This window comes from Luteipulveratus flavus (assembly GCF_029439465.1).
Lineage (GTDB): Bacteria > Actinomycetota > Actinomycetes > Actinomycetales > Dermatophilaceae > Luteipulveratus > Luteipulveratus flavus.
This window is the reverse complement of record NZ_JAROAV010000043.1, coordinates 53,953-70,225: the sequence shown is the minus strand read 5'-3', so window position 1 is coordinate 70,225 and position 16,273 is coordinate 53,953. Positions and strand designations below refer to the sequence as shown.

14 protein-coding genes are annotated in these 16,273 nt (G+C 71.9%); 4 read left to right on the top strand and 10 right to left on the bottom strand.

Annotated elements, in window-relative coordinates; translation table 11 throughout:
- Positions 1-181: 181 nt before the first annotated feature.
- From acnA to P4R38_RS16465, 3 genes are all read right to left on the bottom strand, one after another.
- On the bottom strand, positions 182-2,971 hold the full coding sequence (gene acnA / locus P4R38_RS16475; RefSeq protein ID WP_277193111.1) for an aconitate hydratase AcnA: 2,790 nt from the start codon (positions 2,969-2,971) through the stop codon (positions 182-184).
- A gap of 77 nt (positions 2,972-3,048) precedes the next feature.
- On the bottom strand, positions 3,049-4,368 hold the full coding sequence (locus P4R38_RS16470; protein ID WP_277193110.1) for a class I SAM-dependent RNA methyltransferase: 1,320 nt from the start codon (positions 4,366-4,368) through the stop codon (positions 3,049-3,051).
- The gene (locus tag P4R38_RS16465; protein ID WP_275239434.1) at positions 4,365-6,368 is read right to left on the bottom strand and encodes an APC family permease; all 2,004 of its coding nucleotides are present in this window, start codon (positions 6,366-6,368) and stop codon (positions 4,365-4,367) included. Before P4R38_RS16465 ends, P4R38_RS16470 begins: the two co-directional genes overlap by 4 nt.
- 72 nt (positions 6,369-6,440) lie before the next feature.
- On the opposite strand from P4R38_RS16465, the gene P4R38_RS16460 reads away from it, so the two are divergent.
- Together P4R38_RS16460 and P4R38_RS16455 are read left to right on the top strand one after the other, a co-directional pair.
- Complete coding sequence (locus P4R38_RS16460; RefSeq protein WP_275239380.1) at positions 6,441-7,106, top strand: potassium channel family protein; 666 nt, start codon at positions 6,441-6,443, stop codon at positions 7,104-7,106.
- A gap of 15 nt (positions 7,107-7,121) precedes the next feature.
- Complete coding sequence (locus tag P4R38_RS16455; RefSeq protein ID WP_275239378.1) at positions 7,122-7,814, top strand: potassium channel family protein; 693 nt, start codon at positions 7,122-7,124, stop codon at positions 7,812-7,814.
- Positions 7,815-7,832: 18 nt separating this feature from the next.
- Here P4R38_RS16455 and P4R38_RS16450 read toward each other — a convergent pair whose 3' ends face one another.
- The 3 genes from P4R38_RS16450 to P4R38_RS16440 all read right to left on the bottom strand — a co-directional run bounded on the left by P4R38_RS16450 (position 7,833) and on the right by P4R38_RS16440 (position 9,650).
- Positions 7,833-8,237, bottom strand: coding sequence for an OB-fold nucleic acid binding domain-containing protein (locus tag P4R38_RS16450; RefSeq protein ID WP_409201278.1), 405 nt, complete (start codon positions 8,235-8,237; stop codon positions 7,833-7,835).
- Positions 8,238-8,255: 18 nt separating this feature from the next.
- Positions 8,256-9,044, bottom strand: a complete 789-nt coding sequence (locus tag P4R38_RS16445; protein WP_277193109.1) for a DUF3710 domain-containing protein — start codon at positions 9,042-9,044, stop codon at positions 8,256-8,258.
- Between the two features lie 306 nt (positions 9,045-9,350).
- On the bottom strand, positions 9,351-9,650 hold the full coding sequence (locus tag P4R38_RS16440; RefSeq protein ID WP_275239375.1) for a DUF4193 domain-containing protein: 300 nt from the start codon (positions 9,648-9,650) through the stop codon (positions 9,351-9,353).
- A 299-nt stretch (positions 9,651-9,949) separates the two neighbouring features.
- Between P4R38_RS16440 and P4R38_RS16435 the strand changes: the two genes are divergently transcribed.
- Positions 9,950-10,141, top strand: a complete 192-nt coding sequence (locus P4R38_RS16435) for a hypothetical protein (RefSeq protein ID WP_275239374.1) — start codon at positions 9,950-9,952, stop codon at positions 10,139-10,141.
- Positions 10,142-10,151: 10 nt separating this feature from the next.
- On the opposite strand, the gene P4R38_RS16430 is transcribed toward P4R38_RS16435, so the two are convergent.
- Both P4R38_RS16430 and P4R38_RS16425 read right to left on the bottom strand, forming a co-directional pair.
- Complete coding sequence (locus P4R38_RS16430) at positions 10,152-10,988, bottom strand: inositol monophosphatase family protein (protein ID WP_277193108.1); 837 nt, start codon at positions 10,986-10,988, stop codon at positions 10,152-10,154.
- Positions 10,988-12,076, bottom strand: coding sequence for a ferrochelatase (locus P4R38_RS16425; RefSeq protein WP_277193169.1), 1,089 nt, complete (start codon positions 12,074-12,076; stop codon positions 10,988-10,990). Before P4R38_RS16425 ends, P4R38_RS16430 begins: the two co-directional genes overlap by 1 nt.
- A 426-nt stretch (positions 12,077-12,502) precedes the next feature.
- On the opposite strand from P4R38_RS16425, the gene sepH reads away from it, so the two are divergent.
- On the top strand, positions 12,503-13,687 hold the full coding sequence (gene sepH, locus P4R38_RS16420; RefSeq protein ID WP_277193107.1) for a septation protein SepH: 1,185 nt from the start codon (positions 12,503-12,505) through the stop codon (positions 13,685-13,687).
- Between the two features lie 29 nt (positions 13,688-13,716).
- On the opposite strand, the gene P4R38_RS16415 is transcribed toward sepH, so the two are convergent.
- Together P4R38_RS16415 and P4R38_RS16410 are read right to left on the bottom strand one after the other, a co-directional pair.
- On the bottom strand, positions 13,717-15,546 hold the full coding sequence (locus P4R38_RS16415; RefSeq protein WP_277193106.1) for an MFS transporter: 1,830 nt from the start codon (positions 15,544-15,546) through the stop codon (positions 13,717-13,719).
- Between the two features lie 40 nt (positions 15,547-15,586).
- The gene (locus tag P4R38_RS16410) at positions 15,587-16,273 is read right to left on the bottom strand and encodes a thymidine kinase (protein WP_275239369.1); all 687 of its coding nucleotides are present in this window, start codon (positions 16,271-16,273) and stop codon (positions 15,587-15,589) included.

Here is a 16,273-nt window from a genome sequence, read left to right as displayed (position 1 = left end):
TGCGGTTCGTTCGAACGTAACACCGGGCCCGATGCCGACGGCCGTTCGCGACGCATACTTTCGCCGAACGTCCGAGCAGACCATCTCTTGACCATCGCGGCCCGGAGCCGGGCCGCAGACGCGACGGCGCCCGGTCGTCCCCCCGCGGGGACGACCGGGCGCCGTCTGAGCGTCCGAGGGACTACTTCGCCTCGCCCACCAGCGAGCGGAGGACGTACTGCAGGATGCCGTCGTTGCGGAAGTACTCCGCCTCACCGGGGGTGTCGATGCGGACGACCGCATCGAACTCCACCTTCTCGCCGCCGTCCTTGGTGGCGGTGACGTGGACGGTCTTCGGCGTGGTGCCCTCGTTCAGCGCCGTGATGCCGGAGATGTCGAACGTCTCGGTGCCGTCCAGGCCCAGCGAGTCGGCGTTCTGCCCCTGCGGGAACTGCAGCGGCAGCACGCCCATGCCGATCAGGTTCGAGCGGTGGATGCGCTCGAACGACTCGGTGATGACCGCCTTCACGCCGAGCAGCCGGGTGCCCTTGGCCGCCCAGTCGCGGGAGGAGCCGGAGCCGTACTCCTTGCCGCCGAGGACGACCAGCGGGATGCCGGCCTCCTGGTAGCTCGCCGAAGCGTCGAAGATCGCCACCTGCTCGCCGTCCTGGGTGAAGTCACGGGTGAAACCGCCCTCGACGCCGTCCAGCAGCTGGTTGCGCAGCCGGATGTTGGCGAAGGTGCCGCGCACCATGACCTCGTGGTTGCCGCGACGCGAGCCGTAGGAGTTGAAGTCCTTGCGGTCGACACCGTGCTCGGTGAGGTAGCGGCCCGCCGGGCTGTCGGCCTTGATCGCGCCGGCCGGGCTGATGTGGTCGGTCGTGACCGAGTCACCCAGCTTGGCGAGCACGCGGGCGCCGGCGATGTCCTGCACCGGGGACGGCGTGGACTGCATGCCCTCGAAGTAGGGGGGCTTGCGCACGTACGTCGACTCGCCGTCCCAGTCGAAGGTGTCACCCTCCGGCGTCGGCAGCGACTGCCAGCGCTCGTCACCGGCGAACACGTCGGCGTAGTCCTTGGTGAACATCTCCTGGTTGATCGAGGACGCGATGGTCGCCTCGACGTCCGCCGGAGACGGCCACAGGTCCTTCAGGAAGACGTCGTTGCCATCGGCGTCCTGACCGAGGGCGTCGGCCTCGAAGTCGAAGTCCATCGTGCCGGCGAGGGCGTAGGCGATGACCAGCGGCGGTGAGGCCAGGTAGTTCATCTTGACGTCCGGGTTGATCCGGCCCTCGAAGTTGCGGTTACCGGACAGCACCGAGGTGACGGCCAGGTCGTTGTCCTGGATCGCCTGGGAGATCTCCTCCAGCAGCGGACCGGAGTTGCCGATGCAGGTGGTGCAGCCGTAGCCCACGAGGTGGAAGCCGAGCTTCTCCAGGTACGGCCACAGGCCGGCCTTCTCGTAGTAGTCGGTGACGACCTTCGAGCCCGGCGCCATGGACGTCTTGACCCACGGCTTGGACTCCAGGCCCCTCTCGACGGCGTTCTTGGCCAGCAGCGCGGCCGCGAGCATCACCGAGGGGTTGGAGGTGTTGGTGCAGCTGGTGATCGAGCTGATCGCCACGATGCCGTGGTCGATCTCGAACGTCCGGCCGTCGGCGAGCGTGACCGGGACCTTCTTCGACGCGCGCTGCGAGCCGTCGGCCTCGGCCGGCTTGGACCCGCCGTTGAGGCCGTCCGGGCTGCCCGCCGGGTTCGGGTCGCTGGCCGGGAAGCTGGTCGCCGCGCCGGCGTCACCCTCCTCGTGCGCGACGTACGTCGGCAGCACCTTGCGGAAGGACTCCTTGGCCGCGGAGAGCTCGATGCGGTCCTGGGGGCGCTTCGGGCCGGCGATGGACGGCACGACGGAGCCGAGGTCAAGCTCGAGGTACTCGGAGTACCGCGCCTCGGTGCTCGGGTCGTGCCAGAGGCCCTGCTCCTTGCAGTACGCCTCGACCAGGGCGACCTGCTCGTCGGAGCGACCGGTCAGGCGCAGGTAGTCGAGCGTGACGTCGTCGATCGGGAAGATCGCGCAGGTGGAGCCGAACTCCGGGCTCATGTTGCCGATGGTGGCGCGGTTGGCCAGCGGCACCGAGGTGACACCGTCGCCGTAGAACTCGACGAACTTGCCCACGACACCGTGCTTGCGCAGCATCTCGGTGATCGTGAGCACCACGTCCGTCGCGGTCGCGCCCGAGGGGATCTCACCGGTCAGCTTGAAACCGACCACGCGCGGGATGAGCATCGAGACTGGCTGGCCGAGCATCGCGGCCTCGGCCTCGATGCCGCCGACGCCCCAGCCGAGCACGCCCAGGCCGTTGACCATGGTGGTGTGGCTGTCGGTGCCGACGCAGGAGTCGGGGTACGCCTTGCCGTCGCGGACCATGACCGTACGGGCGAGGTGCTCGATGTTGACCTGGTGCACGATGCCGGTGCCCGGGGGGACGACCTTGAAGTCGTCGAACGCCGTCTGACCCCAGCGCAGGAACTGGTAGCGCTCCTTGTTGCGGCCGTACTCGATCTCGACGTTCTTCTCGAACGCGTCGGGGCGGCCGAACACGTCGATGATGACGGAGTGGTCGATGACCATCTCGGCCGGAGCGAGCGGGTTGATCTTCTTGGCGTCGCCACCGAGCTCGGCGACGGCCTCACGCATCGTCGCGAGGTCGACGACGCAGGGCACGCCGGTGAAGTCCTGCATGATCACGCGCGCGGGCGTGAACTGGATCTCGGTGTCGGGCTCGGCCTTCTCGTCCCACCCACCGAGGGCGCGGATCTGGTCGGCGGTGATGTTGGCGCCGTCCTCGGTGCGCAGCAGGTTCTCCAGCAGCACCTTGAGGCTGAACGGCAGGGTCTCACTGCCCTCGACCGACTTCAGCCGGTAGATCTCGTACGACTGGTCACCCACGGAGAGGGTGCCCTGTGCACCGAAGCTGTTGGTGCTGGAACTCACGGCGACTCCTTCGTTGGTCCTGAACCGTGTATTTATCTTGACGTCAAGATAATCAAACCACACCGTCATGGCGGCGCTCAGCCCAGGTCCGCCTCACCGGCGGCGGCGCCGGCTGTCGGGACGAGTACCGCCACACACTCAACATGGTGGGTCATGGGGAAGGCGTCAAAGGCCCGCAGGGTGCGAACCTCGTAACCCGCCTCCGCGCCGTACGCGAGATCACGTCCGAGCGCGGAGGGATCGCAGGCGACGTACGCCACCGCGCGGGGTCCGCGGGCGAGCACGCGCTCCATCACCGTGCGGCCGGCACCGGACCGCGGTGGGTCCAGGACCACCAGGTCGACCGGCTCGGTCGGGCCCGTCTCGACCCAGCGCCCCACCTCGGCGCGCTCGACCTGCACGTGTGCCAGGCGCTCGACGTTGCGCTGTCCGTCCTCCACCGCCCGACGGTCGCCCTCGATGCCGAGCACCGAACCGGAGGGACCGACACGCTCGCCGAGGGAGGCGGCGAACAGACCGACGCCGCAGTAGAGGTCCAGGACGGACTCGCCCGGCCGGGCGTCCAGCTCGTCGAGCACGTGCTGGACGAACGTGCGAGCCGCCCCGGGGTGCACCTGCCAGAAGCCGCGGGCACTGACCTCCAGGCGCAGGGGGCTCGCGTCGACGCGGACCTCCTCGGTGAGGGTCGGCACCTCCCCCGTCTCCGGCAGGGTCACGACGGCGAGCTCGCCGGTCGAGCTGTGCGCGACGTCGACACCGTGCACGCCGACCCCGAACCGCTCCTGCAGGACGCCGGAGCCGGCCACCTGCTCGTCGGCGATGAGGCAGTCGTCCACGGGCAGCACCTCGTGGGAGCGGTGCCGCCGCATGCCCGCGCGGCCGTCGGGCCCGACCGCCAGCTCGACGCGCGTCCGCCAGCGCAGCCCGTCCTCGTCCCCGGGCACCGGCTCGACCACGACCGGCAGGTCGAGGCCCGCCAGGCGGGAGAGCTGCTCGCGCACCACGCGGGCCTTGAGCTCGCGGCCGTACGCGGCGGAGGTGTGCTGCCAGTCGCAGCCGCCGCACTGCCCCGGACCGGCGTACGGGCACGGCGCCTCCCGTCGCTGCGGAGACGCCGTGAGGATCTCCACGGCGTCGGCGCGCAGGAAGGAGGAGCGGGTGGTGCCGGAGGTGACGACCGCGACGACGCGCTCACCGGGGAGGGCGTGGCGGACGAAGACGACCTGGCCCTCGTGCCGGGCGACGCAGTGGCCGCCGTGCGCGACCTCGCCGACGTCGAGGGTGAACCTCTCCCCCGTGCGCGGGTCGCCCTGCGGCGCACGGCCGCGGGGGGCCTGGCCGCCGCGCGGCCGCCCCCGTCCGCGGCGCCGACGCGACCGCTCCGGTGACGGGCTCATCCGCCGCCCCGCCGGACCGAACCGACCGACGGGCCGTCGTAACGGCCCTCGGCGCCCTCGGCGGAGCGCAGCTGCCACGGGACGCTGGCGACCATCACGCCGGGCGTGAACAGCAGCCGGCCCTTGAGCCGCAGCGCCGACTGGTTGTGCAGCAGCTGTTCGAACCAGCGGCCGACGACGTACTCCGGGATGTAGACCATGACGACGTCCCGCGGGCTGTCCCGGCGGATCGACTTCACGTAGCTGACGACCGGCCGGGTGATCTCGCGGTACGGGCTCGCCAGGGTCTTGAGGGTGACCGGGATCTCGCGCCGCTCCCACTCGGCCAGCAGCGCGGCGGTCTCCTCCTCGTCGACGTCGACCGTCACCGCCTCCAGCATCGAGGGGCGCGTCGCCCGGGCGTACGCGAGCGCACGCAGCGTCGGCTTGTGGATCTTGGAGACCAGCACGATGGCGTGGACCCGGGACGGCAGGATGCTGTCGTCGATGTCCTCGTCCAGGGCGAGCTCCTCGCGCACCCGCTGGTAGTGCTTGCGGATCGCCAGCATGATCACGAACAGCACGCACATCGCCGCGATGGCCAGGCCGGCGCCGTGGATGAACTTGGTCAGCAGGACGACGACCAGGACGGTGCCCGACATCGCCGCGCCGACGCCGTTGATCACCCGGGACCGTTGCATCCGCCGCCGGTGTGCGGGGTCCTGCTCGGTCAGCAGGTGGCGGTTCCAGTGCCGGATCATCCCGACCTGGCTGACGGTGAAGGAGACGAACACCCCGACGATGTAGAGCTGGATCAGCCGCGTCGTCTCCGCGTCGTACGCAACGATCAGGAAGATCGCGGCGCCGGCGAGGATCAGGATGCCGTTGGAGTAGGCGAGCCGGTCGCCGCGCGTGTGCAGCTGCCGAGGCAGGAAGCCGTCCTTGGCCAGGATCGAGGCCAGCACCGGGAAGCCGTTGAAGGCGGTGTTCGCGGCCAGCACCAGGATCAGCGCGGCGACGATCGAGATGTAGACGATCCCCGGGGTGAAGCCCTGGAAGACCGAGTGGGCCAGCTGGCCGAGGACGGTGTCCTCCTCGTACCCCGGACCGACCGGAACGCCATTGTCGGTGAGCTGGTCCGGGTGCTCCGGATCGACCATCTGGATGCCGGTCCAGCGCGCGAGCGTGATGATCGAGAACAGCATCACCACGGCGATGCCGCCCATCAGCAACAGGGTCGAGGCGGCGTTGCGGCTCTTGGGCTTGCGGAACGCCGGCACACCGTTGGAGATGGCCTCCACACCGGTCAGCGCCGCACAGCCGCTGGAGAACGCGCGCAGCAGCAGGAAGACCATTGCCGCCGAGCCGATCGTCTCCATCCCGTCCTGGGGTACCAGCTCGAACTTGGCGCTCTCCGCCATCGGCAGGTGCCCGGTGCTCTTGCGGATGAACCCGACGACCGCGAGCGCGAGCACGCCGAACATGAACAGGTAGACCGGCAGCGCGAACAGGGAGCCGGACTCGCGCACGCCGCGCAGGTTCATCGCCGTCAGGAGCACGACGAGCACGACGGCGACCAGGGCCTCGTGCCCGCGGATGAAGCCCAGCGCCGCACCGGCGTTCTGCACGCCGGAGGACACCGAGACGGCCACCGTCAGCGTGTAGTCGACCAGGAGCGCGCTCGCGACGGTCAGGCCCGCCTTGGGCCCGAGGTTGACCGTGGCCACCTCGTAGTCGCCGCCGCCGGAGGGGTATGCGTGGACGTTCTGCCGGTAGGACGCGACGACCACCGCCATCACCGCGATCACCGCGAGGGCGATCTGCCAGGAGTGGGTGAGCGCGAGGGCGCCACCACCCATGCCGAGGGTGATGAAGATCTCGTCGGGCGCGTAGGCCACGGACGACAGCGCGTCGCTGGCGAAGATCGGCAGGGCGAGCTTCTTCGGCAGCAGGGTCTCGCCCAGCTTGTCGCTGCTCATCTTCCTGCCGACCAGGAGCCGCTTGAGGATCCGACCGGTCATGGGCACGAGTCGAGAGTGTAGGTCGCGCAGGCTCACGCTTGGTAACGACGGCGTTGGGGTACGGTCGCGGGCGTGCACTTCGTGATCATGGGCTGTGGCCGTGTCGGCTCGACCCTCGCGCGCAGCCTCGAGCAGCAGGGCCACTCCGTCGCCGTGATCGATCGCGACGAGGCCGCGTTCCGCCGGCTCGGCAGCGGGTTCGAGGGACGCCGTGTCGTGGGCATCGGGTTCGACCGGCAGACCCTGGTCCAGGCCGGCATCGACGAGGCGTACGCGTTCGCGGCCGTGAGCAGCGGTGACAACTCCAACATCCTCGCCGCCCGGGTCGCCAGGGAGACCTTCGACGTCGAGCACGTCGTCGCCCGCATCTACGACCCGGGCCGCGCCGAGATCTACCAGCGGCTCGGCATCCCCACGGTCGCGACCGTGCGCTGGACCTCCGACCAGGTGCTGCGCCGGCTGCTGCCCCAGGGCGCCGTCCCGGTGCACACCGACCCCAGCGGTCGGGTCGTCGTCGCCGAGGTCCCGGTCCACCTGGGCTGGGTCGGCCACCGGCTCTCCCGGATCGTCACCGAGGCCGGGACCCGGGTCGCCTACGTGACGCGGCTCGGCGAGAGCTTCCTCCCCGCCGACGACACCGCCTACCAGGAGGGCGACATCGTCTACGTCCTGACGACGACCGACCGGCTGGAGCAGGTCGGGTCCGTGCTGTCCGCACAGCCGCCTGCGGATCTGTGAGCGAGGGAGCCTGACATGCGAGTCGTCGTCGTCGGAGCCGGCAGTGTGGGCCGGTCCATCGCCCGAGAGCTGATCTACAACGAGCACCAGGTGCTGCTGATCGACAAGTACGCCGAGGAGTCCCGCACCCGTTCGGTGCCGGAGGCCTCCTGGCTGCTGGCCGACGCGTGCGAGATCACCACCCTGCAGGAGGCGGGGCTGTCCGAGGCGGACGTCGTCGTGTGCGCGACCGGTGACGACAAGGTCAACCTGGTCGTCTCGCTGCTGGCCAAGACCGAGTTCGGCGTCGCCCGCACCGTGGCGCGGGTGAGCAACCCCAAGAACGAGTGGATGTTCGACGAGGCCTGGGGTGTCGACGTCGCCGTCTCGACGCCGCGTCTGATGACGGCGCTGGTCGAGGAGGCCGTCAGCATCGGCGACCTGGTCCGGTTGTTCGAGTTCCAGCAGGGCAAGGCCACGATGGTCGAGGTCACGCTGCCGTCGACGAGTCCGTACGTCGGCCGCCGGGTCGCCGACCTGAACCTTCCGCCCGAGTGCGTGCTGGTCGGCATCATCCGCGAGGAGAAGCCGATCGCCCCGACCGACGACGACGCCATCGAGGCGCTGGACGAGCTGCTCTTCCTGGCGACGCCGGCCGCCGAGCTCGAGCTGGCGACCAGCCTCACCGGCCGGGACCCGCAGGAGATCCGGATCCGCCGGGAGGACTGAGCCGGCCGGCGGCTCGGCTCAGCGGGCCTTGAGCTCGTACGAGGGGTTGAAGATCGTGGGGACGCCGCCCTTCATCGCCACGCGCCCCGTCGCCTTCAGGTACGTCCCCGGAGCGATGCCGGCGATCTTGCGACGACCGAGCCAGACCAGTCGCATGCTGCGGCTGCCGTCGTCCAGGTCGACGACCAGGGCCGGCACGTGGTCGGCGCGCGGACGGAGGCTGACGCTGCGGACCGTCCCGCACACCTGGGCCATCTCGCGGTCGCACACGTCGCAGATCGGGGTCCCGCCCATCGCGGAGGTCCGCTCGCGCAGCTCCTCCGCCTCGATCTGACTCTGCGGGCGGGTCAGCCGGTGCGCCATGCGCTCCAGCAGCCGCTCCCGGCGGCTACCGGACTCCTCGGGCGAGGGTAGACGGCTCATCGCGGATCTCCCTGCGCCTCAGCGGACTTCGGTGATCTCGGGGCCGCGCTCGAACGGGCGCAGGTCGTCGCCGGTCTGCGGCTCCTCGGCCTGCTGCTGAGCGGCCAGCAGATCCTGCGGGATGGTCAGCTCCAGCAGCTCGCGCGGTGCGCGCGCCTCGGTGCCCCGGGTGACGACGACGCTGCGGACGACCTCGAGCATCTGCTCGGCCGCCTGGTCCTCCACGGCCGCCCGGCCGGACAGCACCGCGCGCAGGAACCAGCGAGGACCGTCGACGCCGACGAACCGCACCGGCGAGTACGTCGTGCGCCCGTCGGCCCCGCGGGAGGGCATCCGGGCGTGCAGCTCGGTACCCAGCTCGCCCTCGTACTCATCGGCGGTGCCGCCGGCGCTGATCAGGTTGTCGGCGATCTCGTGCCGGATGTCCTTCCAGACACCGCTGGTCTTCGGCGCGGCGAAGACCTGCATCTGCACGGCGGACTCCCCCTGGACGGCCGTGACGCCCGTGATCTGCTGACCCTGCTCGTCGACGTCCAGGCGCAGCTCGGTACCGGCGCTCGGGCGCAGGGCGAGCGCGCCGAGGTCGAGGTGCTCGTCCACCTCGTCGGTCTCGGACCGGTCGAACGGGCCGCGGCTGCGGTCGACCCGCTCGGCGGGCGTGCGCTCCACGGGCTGCTCCTGCTCGGTCGCGCGGTCGGACGGGACGTCCGCGGAGTCGGCGCTGTCGTCGATCGCCACCTCGTCGGTCGGCTCGATGTCGACCTCGACCTCGCGGTCCGATGCGTTCTTACGGCTGAAGATGCCCACTGCGGTCAGTCCCTCGTCGTGCTGTAGGTGAGATCGCCGTCGGTCGACGTCCGATCCGGTAGGCCGGCTCCGATGTCGCCGAAGCCGCCGCTGTCTTCGTGCCCAGTCTCCCCCCGAACCCTGCCCGGGAGCGAGCCGACCTCGACCACCGCCGGGTGGCCCGGCCCGCGGACGCACGCACGCGCGTACAGGTCCGCTCCCGCGTCGCCCGGACGGGCGTACGTGGGCGACGGGAGGCCGGCGTGGAGCCGGCGCACCTGCACGCGCGTGGTCGGATTCATCGGTGCTGCAAGAGGTCCGTCGTGCTCAGGCAGCGCACTCGGTGCAGACCGGCAGGCCGCCGACCTCCTTGGCGAGCTGGCTGCGGTGATGGACGAGGAAGCACTTGGAGCAGGTGAACTCGTCCGCCTGTCGCGGCATGACCGTGACCGAGAGCTCCTCCCCGGACAAGTCCGCCCCCGGGAGCTCGAAGCCCTCGGCCTGCTCCGTCTCGTCCACGTCGACGCTGCTCGCGCTCTTGTCGACCCGACGGGACTTCAGCTCCTCGATGGAGTCCTCGTTGAGATCGTCGTCCGTCTTGCGCGGGGCGTCGTAGTCGGTCGCCATTGATCCACTCCTCACGTCGTCATACCCAAACCGACCGCCGCACTGGCCGGTCCCGCGCGTCAACGCCAGGGAGTTCGGTTTTGTGCCCGGTTCGGCGGGGATTGTGCCTCATCGCCGAACATGATGCGAGCCCCGGTCATTCCCGCGTGTCCTCCGGCGTGTCGAAGACGGGGTCCGGGCAGGTTCTTTGCCCAGCCTTGACCGAGTCGGCACCCGGCGTGCCCGGTCCACCCCATATGGTCATCGCGGCCCGGCGACCGCCGGGCGGACGGAGCCAGTGCCACACAGGAGGTGCCGACATGATCGCGCTGCGCGAACAGCTGATTGTCCGCTTGCAGGACGCCACGGCCCGCCTCGAGGACGCTCGGGGTCGTCGGGACGAGTACGACAGCATGCTGGCCACCGGCGAGGTGGAGTCGCTTCTGCGGATCGCGGAGGACCACGGCCTGCACCTCCCGGAAGCCGACCGCTTCCGGGCGCGCCCGGCCTGAGCCGACGCCGCTACTCGATCAGCTGCTGAACCCGGGTGACCAGGGCGGTCGGTCCGGCCACGACGAGGACGTCCGTCGGTGCCGCACCGCCCGGGCCGACCACCACGCCGCCGGCCTCCTCGACCACGAGGCGGCCGGCGGCGAGGTCCCACGGGTTGAGGCCGGACTCGTAGTAGACGTCCAGCCGCCCGGCTGCGACGGCACACAGGTCCAGCGCCGCGCTCCCCGCCCGCCGGATGTCGCGCACCCGCGGCAGGACCCGCGCGACGAGCTCGCCCTGACGGCCGCGCTTGTCCGCGTCGTAGCCGAAACCGGTGCCGAGCAGCGCGTCGTCCAGGTCTGTGACATTGCTCACGGCGAGGGCGTGCACCCCGCTCGGCGCGCGCAGGAACGCGCCGGAACCCGCTCGGGCGTGGAACATCTCGCCGAGCACCGGGTGGTAGACCGCTCCCGCGATCGGGCGCCACGCCCCCGGGGTGGACGTGTCCCCGACGCACGCCGCGACCGAGACGGCGTACTGCGGGATGTCGTACAGGTAGTTGACGGTGCCATCGATGGGGTCCAGGACCCAGGTGATCCCCGAGGACCCCTCGATGCTGTCGCCCTCCTCGCCGAGGATGCCGTCGTCCGGGCGGCGGGCGGCGATCCGCTCGCGCAGCAGGTCCTCGCTGCGGGTGTCCATGACCGTCACGACGTCGGTGCGGCTGGACTTGGTCGCGGCGACACCCAGGCCGCTCGGACGTTCGTCGACGATGAGCCGCCCGGCCTCGCGGGCGAGGTCTGCGGCCATCGTCTCCAGGGTGCCGAGGTCGGCGGCCGACAGGCTCGGCTCGTGCGGCGTGGCCATCAGTCGGCTCCGCACGCGGCCGGACGGGCGACCCGTAGGTTCGGGCAGCACCCGGGCCGGCAGATCGACGGCATCGCCGCCCCTGGCCACGCCGGGTGGGCGACAGTCTCGCCGCGAGCCTCGGCCGCTCGCTCCTCCACCAGGTCGATCAGGCCGCTGACGAACTCGGCGTCGACGCCGACCGTCGGGACCCGGGTCATCCGCAGGCCGAGCTCGTCCGCCGTCTCGGCTGCCTCGACGTCCAGGTCGTACCGGACCTCCATGTGGTCGGAGACGAAGCCGATCGGTGCAACCACGACGTCCGTGACGCCCTGGCCCGCGAGCTGCCTCAGGTGGTCGTTGATGTCCGGCTCCAGCCACGGCTGGCTGGGCGGGCCGGAGCGCGAGCAGAAGACGAGTGCGCCGTGCAGGTTGCGGTCCAGGGTGATGCCGGCCTCGTCCAGGATCACGTGCCCGAGCTCGTCGTGCTGGTGCCAGTAGAGGTTGCCCTCCCCGTCGCCCGGCCCGGAGGTGTCGTCCATCCCCATCGGGATCGAGTGGGTGACGAACGCCACGCGCAGCCGGTCGTCGTCGGGCTGCCCGGCCTCGCGGATCGCATCGGTCACCAGCCGGGTGTTGGCCCGCGCGAACCCGGGGTGGGTCGCGTACGGGCGCACCTTGTCGACGACGACCTCCAGGCCCTCGTCGGCGAGCGAGGCGACCGCGGCCGCGATGTCCTCGCGGTACTGCCGGCAGGAGCTGTAGGAGGAGTACGCGCTCGTGGTGACGACCAGGAACCGCCGCAGCCCGCGCCCGTGGGCCTCCCGCAGGGTGTCGGCGAGGAACGGCTCGGCGTTGCGGTTGCCCCAGAGCACGGGGACGGCCGATCCACGGCGCCGCAGCTCGGCGTGCAAGGCGTCCAGCAGCGCGCGGTTCTGGTCGTTGATGGGGCTACGGCCACCCATCAGGTAGTAGTGATGGGCGACCTCCTCCAGCCGCTCGTCCGGGATGTCCCGCCCGGCGGTCACGCGTCGCAGGAACGGCATGACCTCCTCGCGCGACTCGGGGCCGCCGAAGGACAGGAGCAGGACGGCGTCGTACGGCCGCACCGTGTCCTCGTCCCCCTCCGGCACCGGCTCCGGCTCGACCGGGTCGAACTCCCGCTCGGTCGGGGTCGCAGCGGTGGCCTCCGGGTCCGGTGGGTCCGCGATGGGCGAGGTCACGTCGGGTCTCCTGTTCGCAGGGGGCAGGCGTCGGGTCCGGGAGCGGGGCGACCACGCGGCCGACGAGCACCAGGACGACTGCTGCCCAGCCTACGAGGCCGGTCCCGCGTCCTGTCCCGGTAGCAGGACGATCGTCGGTGCTCCGACCCACGCGGGGCGGCGTGGCCTGCACCCTTAGGACGGCGCGGGGTGGCAGAGTTGAGCCGCGTGGGCGGTGCGGGCTCCGTACGCTCGGGTGGTGGGAGCCGCGGGTGACCGGACGTCGGCACCGCCGGTGGACGGTTCGGGCGGACCGGAGGAAGGACGAGACTGATGCAGGACCTGCGACTGGTGGGTGTCCACGAGGACGGCGCGCACGTGCTGCTCGCCGGCCCCGACGGGACCCGCTACCGGGTACTCGTCGACGATGCGCTGCGCGAGGCCACCCGCCGGGAACGCGGCGCCGCACGGACGGACTCCGCTCTGACCGACGAGCCGATGGAGCCGCTGCGTCCCCGCGACGTGCAGGCCATGATCAGGGCCGGTGTGGGCGTGCCGGAGGTTGCCGAGCGCTCCGGCTGGAGCGAGGAGAAGGTCCGCAAGTACGAGCCGCCGATCCGCGCAGAGCGGGAGTACGTCGCCGGTCTCGCGCGGGCCGTGCAGCTGCGCGGACGCGGTCGCGACGGCGACCAGCCCACGCTGGGGTCCCGGGCCGCCGCGCGGCTGGACGAGCGCGGGGTCGAGTCCGAGCGGGTGTCCTGGGACTCCTGGAAGACCGAGAACGGCACGTGGACGGTCGTGTGCGAGTTCCCCGCCGGCGGACGGGAGCGCCGGGCGACCTGGCGCTTCGACCCGCGCGACCGCACCCTGGCCGCCTCGGACGACGAGGCGCGCTGGCTGGGCGAGGACGAGCAGGCTCCGAGCACGGCGCCGAGCGCACCGGGGCGCGGGTCCGGCCGTCCGGCACGGGTGTACGACGTCGAGGCCGAGGGCGGCGTCAACGCCCAGGACCGGCACCCGGCCGGCAAGGCACGCTCCGGGGCTCGGGCGCGTCCCGGTCAGGAGGTCCCGGCCGAGGCCGAGCAGGAGCCCCTGGACCTGATGTCGGCGATGCGGCAGCGCTCCGCCGAGCGCCGTAAGCGTCCTCCACGCCGCGCTCCCTCCCCCACCGACACCCCCGTGGCGCCGGAGGAGATGCCGGACGACGCCCGACCGCTCGAGCGCCTCCACCTGGCCGACGTGGCACCGCCGATGGGCTCCCACCCCGCGGCGCACGAGCTGGAGGACCAGGGCCACCAGGGCCCCGACGACACCGACCTCGAGGACGAGGACGCCCACGAGGACCTCGAGGACGACGGCGCCGATGGCACGGCCCCCGTCGAGCCGGTCGCGCAGGAGCGTGAGAACCCGGAGGTGACCCGCGTGCCCGCACGGCAGAGCGGTTCACGGCGCGGACGTCCGGCCGTGCCCAGCTGGGACGACATCATGTTCGGCACCCGCCCCAGCAGCGACCACTGACGGCCCGGGCGCCGGGCGCCGGGCGGCGCTCAGTCGCGGAAGCGCGAGCTCCAGCGGTCCCTGCGGTCGTCGTCCTGCGGGCCTCGCGGGGACGGCGGGCGCCGGCCGGTGTCGGAGCGGTCCATCGGGATCGTCCGTTCCACGTCGTCCTCGGCGTCGGGCCGCGCGTCCGCATCCTCGTACCGGTCGTGCGGGAGGGGCCGGCCGGCCTCGGGGACCCGACCGGACGAGGCCGGCTCGAAGGCCGGACGCGAGCGTCGGCGCCCGGAACCCGAGCGCCCGCGTCTGCGGGCCAACCCGGAGCGGGCAGCCGCGGGAACGGGGATGCGGCGGCCCGTGTGCCAGATGATCACGGCGCTGGTCCACAGCACGAGCAGGACGGCGGCGGTGACCATGCCGACCGTGGCGTTCGTCGGCAGCAGGACCGCGAGGATGCCCCCGAGCACCCAGGACAGCTGCAGCAGCGTCTCGGACCGGGCGAACACGCTGGTGCGCACCTCCTCCGGCACGGTGTCCTGGATCTGAGCGTCCAGCGCGAGCTTGCCCATCTGCTGGGAGATGCCCGCGACCAGACCGACCGCGACCGCGGTGACGACCCCGAAGTGGACGGCCGCGACCACGACCAGGACCGCGTCCGCGAGCAGCGCGCCGAGGACGACGACCCGGGGCGAGCTCACCCGTAGCAGCGCGCCGGTCATCGTGCCGACGGCGTTGCCGACCCCGGCCGCGCCCACCACCAGGGCGAGCAGCAGGGAGGCTCGGTCCTCCCAGCCGGGCAGCGGGTGCTCGCGCACCACGAAGGCCAGGAACAGCGTCAGGAACCCCGACAGCCAGCGCAGCCCGGAGTTCGCTCGCAGCGCCGTGACGACATCGCCGGAGATGCCTCGTCGGGCACCACCGGTGGACGCCGCCGCGAGGTCGCGGATGGGTGCCTGCTCCTCGCCGATGGCGGAGTCGACCCGGGCGGGCAGCATGATCGCGAGGACGGTGCCGGCGGCGAACAGCACGAACCCGACGCGCAGGGCCCACTCGGAGCCGAACGTCGCCGCGGCGGCGGCGAGACCGCCACCGATGCCGGCGCCCACCGTGCCGGCGAGCGACAGCCGGCCGTTGGCCTTGACCAGGGTGAGCGCGTCGGGCAGCAGGCGGGGCGTGGCGGCCGACCGCGTCACCAGGTAGGCCTTGGAGGAGACCAGCACCACGAGGGCGACGGGGAACTGCCAGCTGGAGTGGTCGCTGACCGTCTGCGCGAGCACCCAGCACAGGAACGCCCGCAACGCGAGGGTCGCCCCGATGGACCAGCGCCGACCGTGCCGGAACCGGTCGAGCAGCGGCCCGATCAGCGGCGCCACGATCGCGAACGGCAGCATGGTGAGCAGCAGGAACAGCAAAACCTGGGTCTTGGCCTGCCCCGGCTCCAGGGAGAAGAACATGGTGCCGGCCAGCCCGACCGTCACCGCCGTGTCACCCGCCGTGCTGAACGCGTGGACCTGGATGAGACGGGCCAGCCCGGACTCGCCGGCGCCCTCGGCCTCGCTCGCCCGCCTGGCCGCTCGTACGGTCGACCGGCCGGCCGTGGCCGTCAGCCGGAAGGCTGCTCGCCCACCGCGCGCGACACCCCGGCCGGCGGCGGCAGCGGCCCGGCGACGCGGCGCGGGTCGCTGCGACGAGGCGTCCCGCGACGAACGGTCCTGCGGCGAGCCGGAGCCCGTACCGGACGGCATCGGGTCGGTGCGCGGACCGCGCGGGACACCCCTGGTGGCGTCGCGCGAGCCGCGCGGATCCCCCTGCCGACGGTCGTCGCGTGGGTGTCCCGGCGGCGTGGTGGCGTGAGCCTCGCTGCTCCCCGGCTCGACCATGCGCCCATTGTGCCTGCCGACCGGCGGGCGCAGGGGCTCCTCAGCCATGGCTCGCCGGACCGGGCAACGGGCACAGGTCCAGGTCGAACGGCAGCAGGTCGGGAGAGCCCGCCTGCGCACGGGCGGCGTGCGCCGTCATCCGGCGCATGTAGTGGCGGCGGCAGAGCACCTCGTACTCCACCTGGCCCGCCGGCGCGCCCGCCGTGTCACCGACGACGACCTGCTCGCCCTCGACGACCATGTGTCCGTCGACGACGCGCGCGTTGTGGGTCGCACGCCGGCCGCACCAGCACAGCGCCTCGACCTGCGGCACCTGCGTGCGGTCGGCCAGCTCGATGAGTCGGCGGGAGCCGGGGAACAGCTCGGTCCGGAAGTCGGCCGTGATGCCGAAGGCGTAGACGTCGATGTCCATCTCGTCGACGATCCGGGCCAGCTGCTCGACCTGCTGCGGCGTGTAGAACTGCGCCTCGTCGCAGATGAGGTACTGCACGGCGCGGCCGTGGGTCGCCTGCTCGACGACGAGGTCCCACAGGTCCAGGTCGTCCCCGACCTCGGTCGCCTCGCGGGACAGCCCGAGCCGTGAGGAGATCACGGCCTCCCCGGCCCGGTCGTGCTTGGTGAGGACCAGGCCCGTGCGACCTCGCGCGCGATGGTTGTGGTCCATCTGCAGCGCGAGCGTCGACTTGCCGCAGTCCATCGTCCCGGAGAAGAACACCAGCTCAGCCAC

Bases quoted from the DNA above. Each gene is read 5' to 3' on its own strand.
- P4R38_RS16430 (WP_277193108.1), bottom strand. From the start codon at position 10,988: ATGGCCACGCCGCACGAGCCGAGCCTGTCGGCCGCCGACCTCGGCACC.
- P4R38_RS16465 (WP_275239434.1), bottom strand. From the start codon at position 6,368: ATGACCGGTCGGATCCTCAAGCGGCTCCTGGTCGGCAGGAAGATGAGC.
- sepH (WP_277193107.1), top strand. From the start codon at position 12,503: ATGCAGGACCTGCGACTGGTGGGTGTCCACGAGGACGGCGCGCACGTG.
- P4R38_RS16415 (WP_277193106.1), bottom strand. From the start codon at position 15,546: ATGGTCGAGCCGGGGAGCAGCGAGGCTCACGCCACCACGCCGCCGGGA.
- P4R38_RS16435 (WP_275239374.1), top strand. From the start codon at position 9,950: ATGATCGCGCTGCGCGAACAGCTGATTGTCCGCTTGCAGGACGCCACG.
- P4R38_RS16440 (WP_275239375.1), bottom strand. From the start codon at position 9,650: ATGGCGACCGACTACGACGCCCCGCGCAAGACGGACGACGATCTCAAC.
- P4R38_RS16470 (WP_277193110.1), bottom strand. From the start codon at position 4,368: ATGAGCCCGTCACCGGAGCGGTCGCGTCGGCGCCGCGGACGGGGGCGG.
- P4R38_RS16455 (WP_275239378.1), top strand. From the start codon at position 7,122: ATGCGAGTCGTCGTCGTCGGAGCCGGCAGTGTGGGCCGGTCCATCGCC.
- P4R38_RS16450 (WP_409201278.1), bottom strand. From the start codon at position 8,237: ATGAGCCGTCTACCCTCGCCCGAGGAGTCCGGTAGCCGCCGGGAGCGG.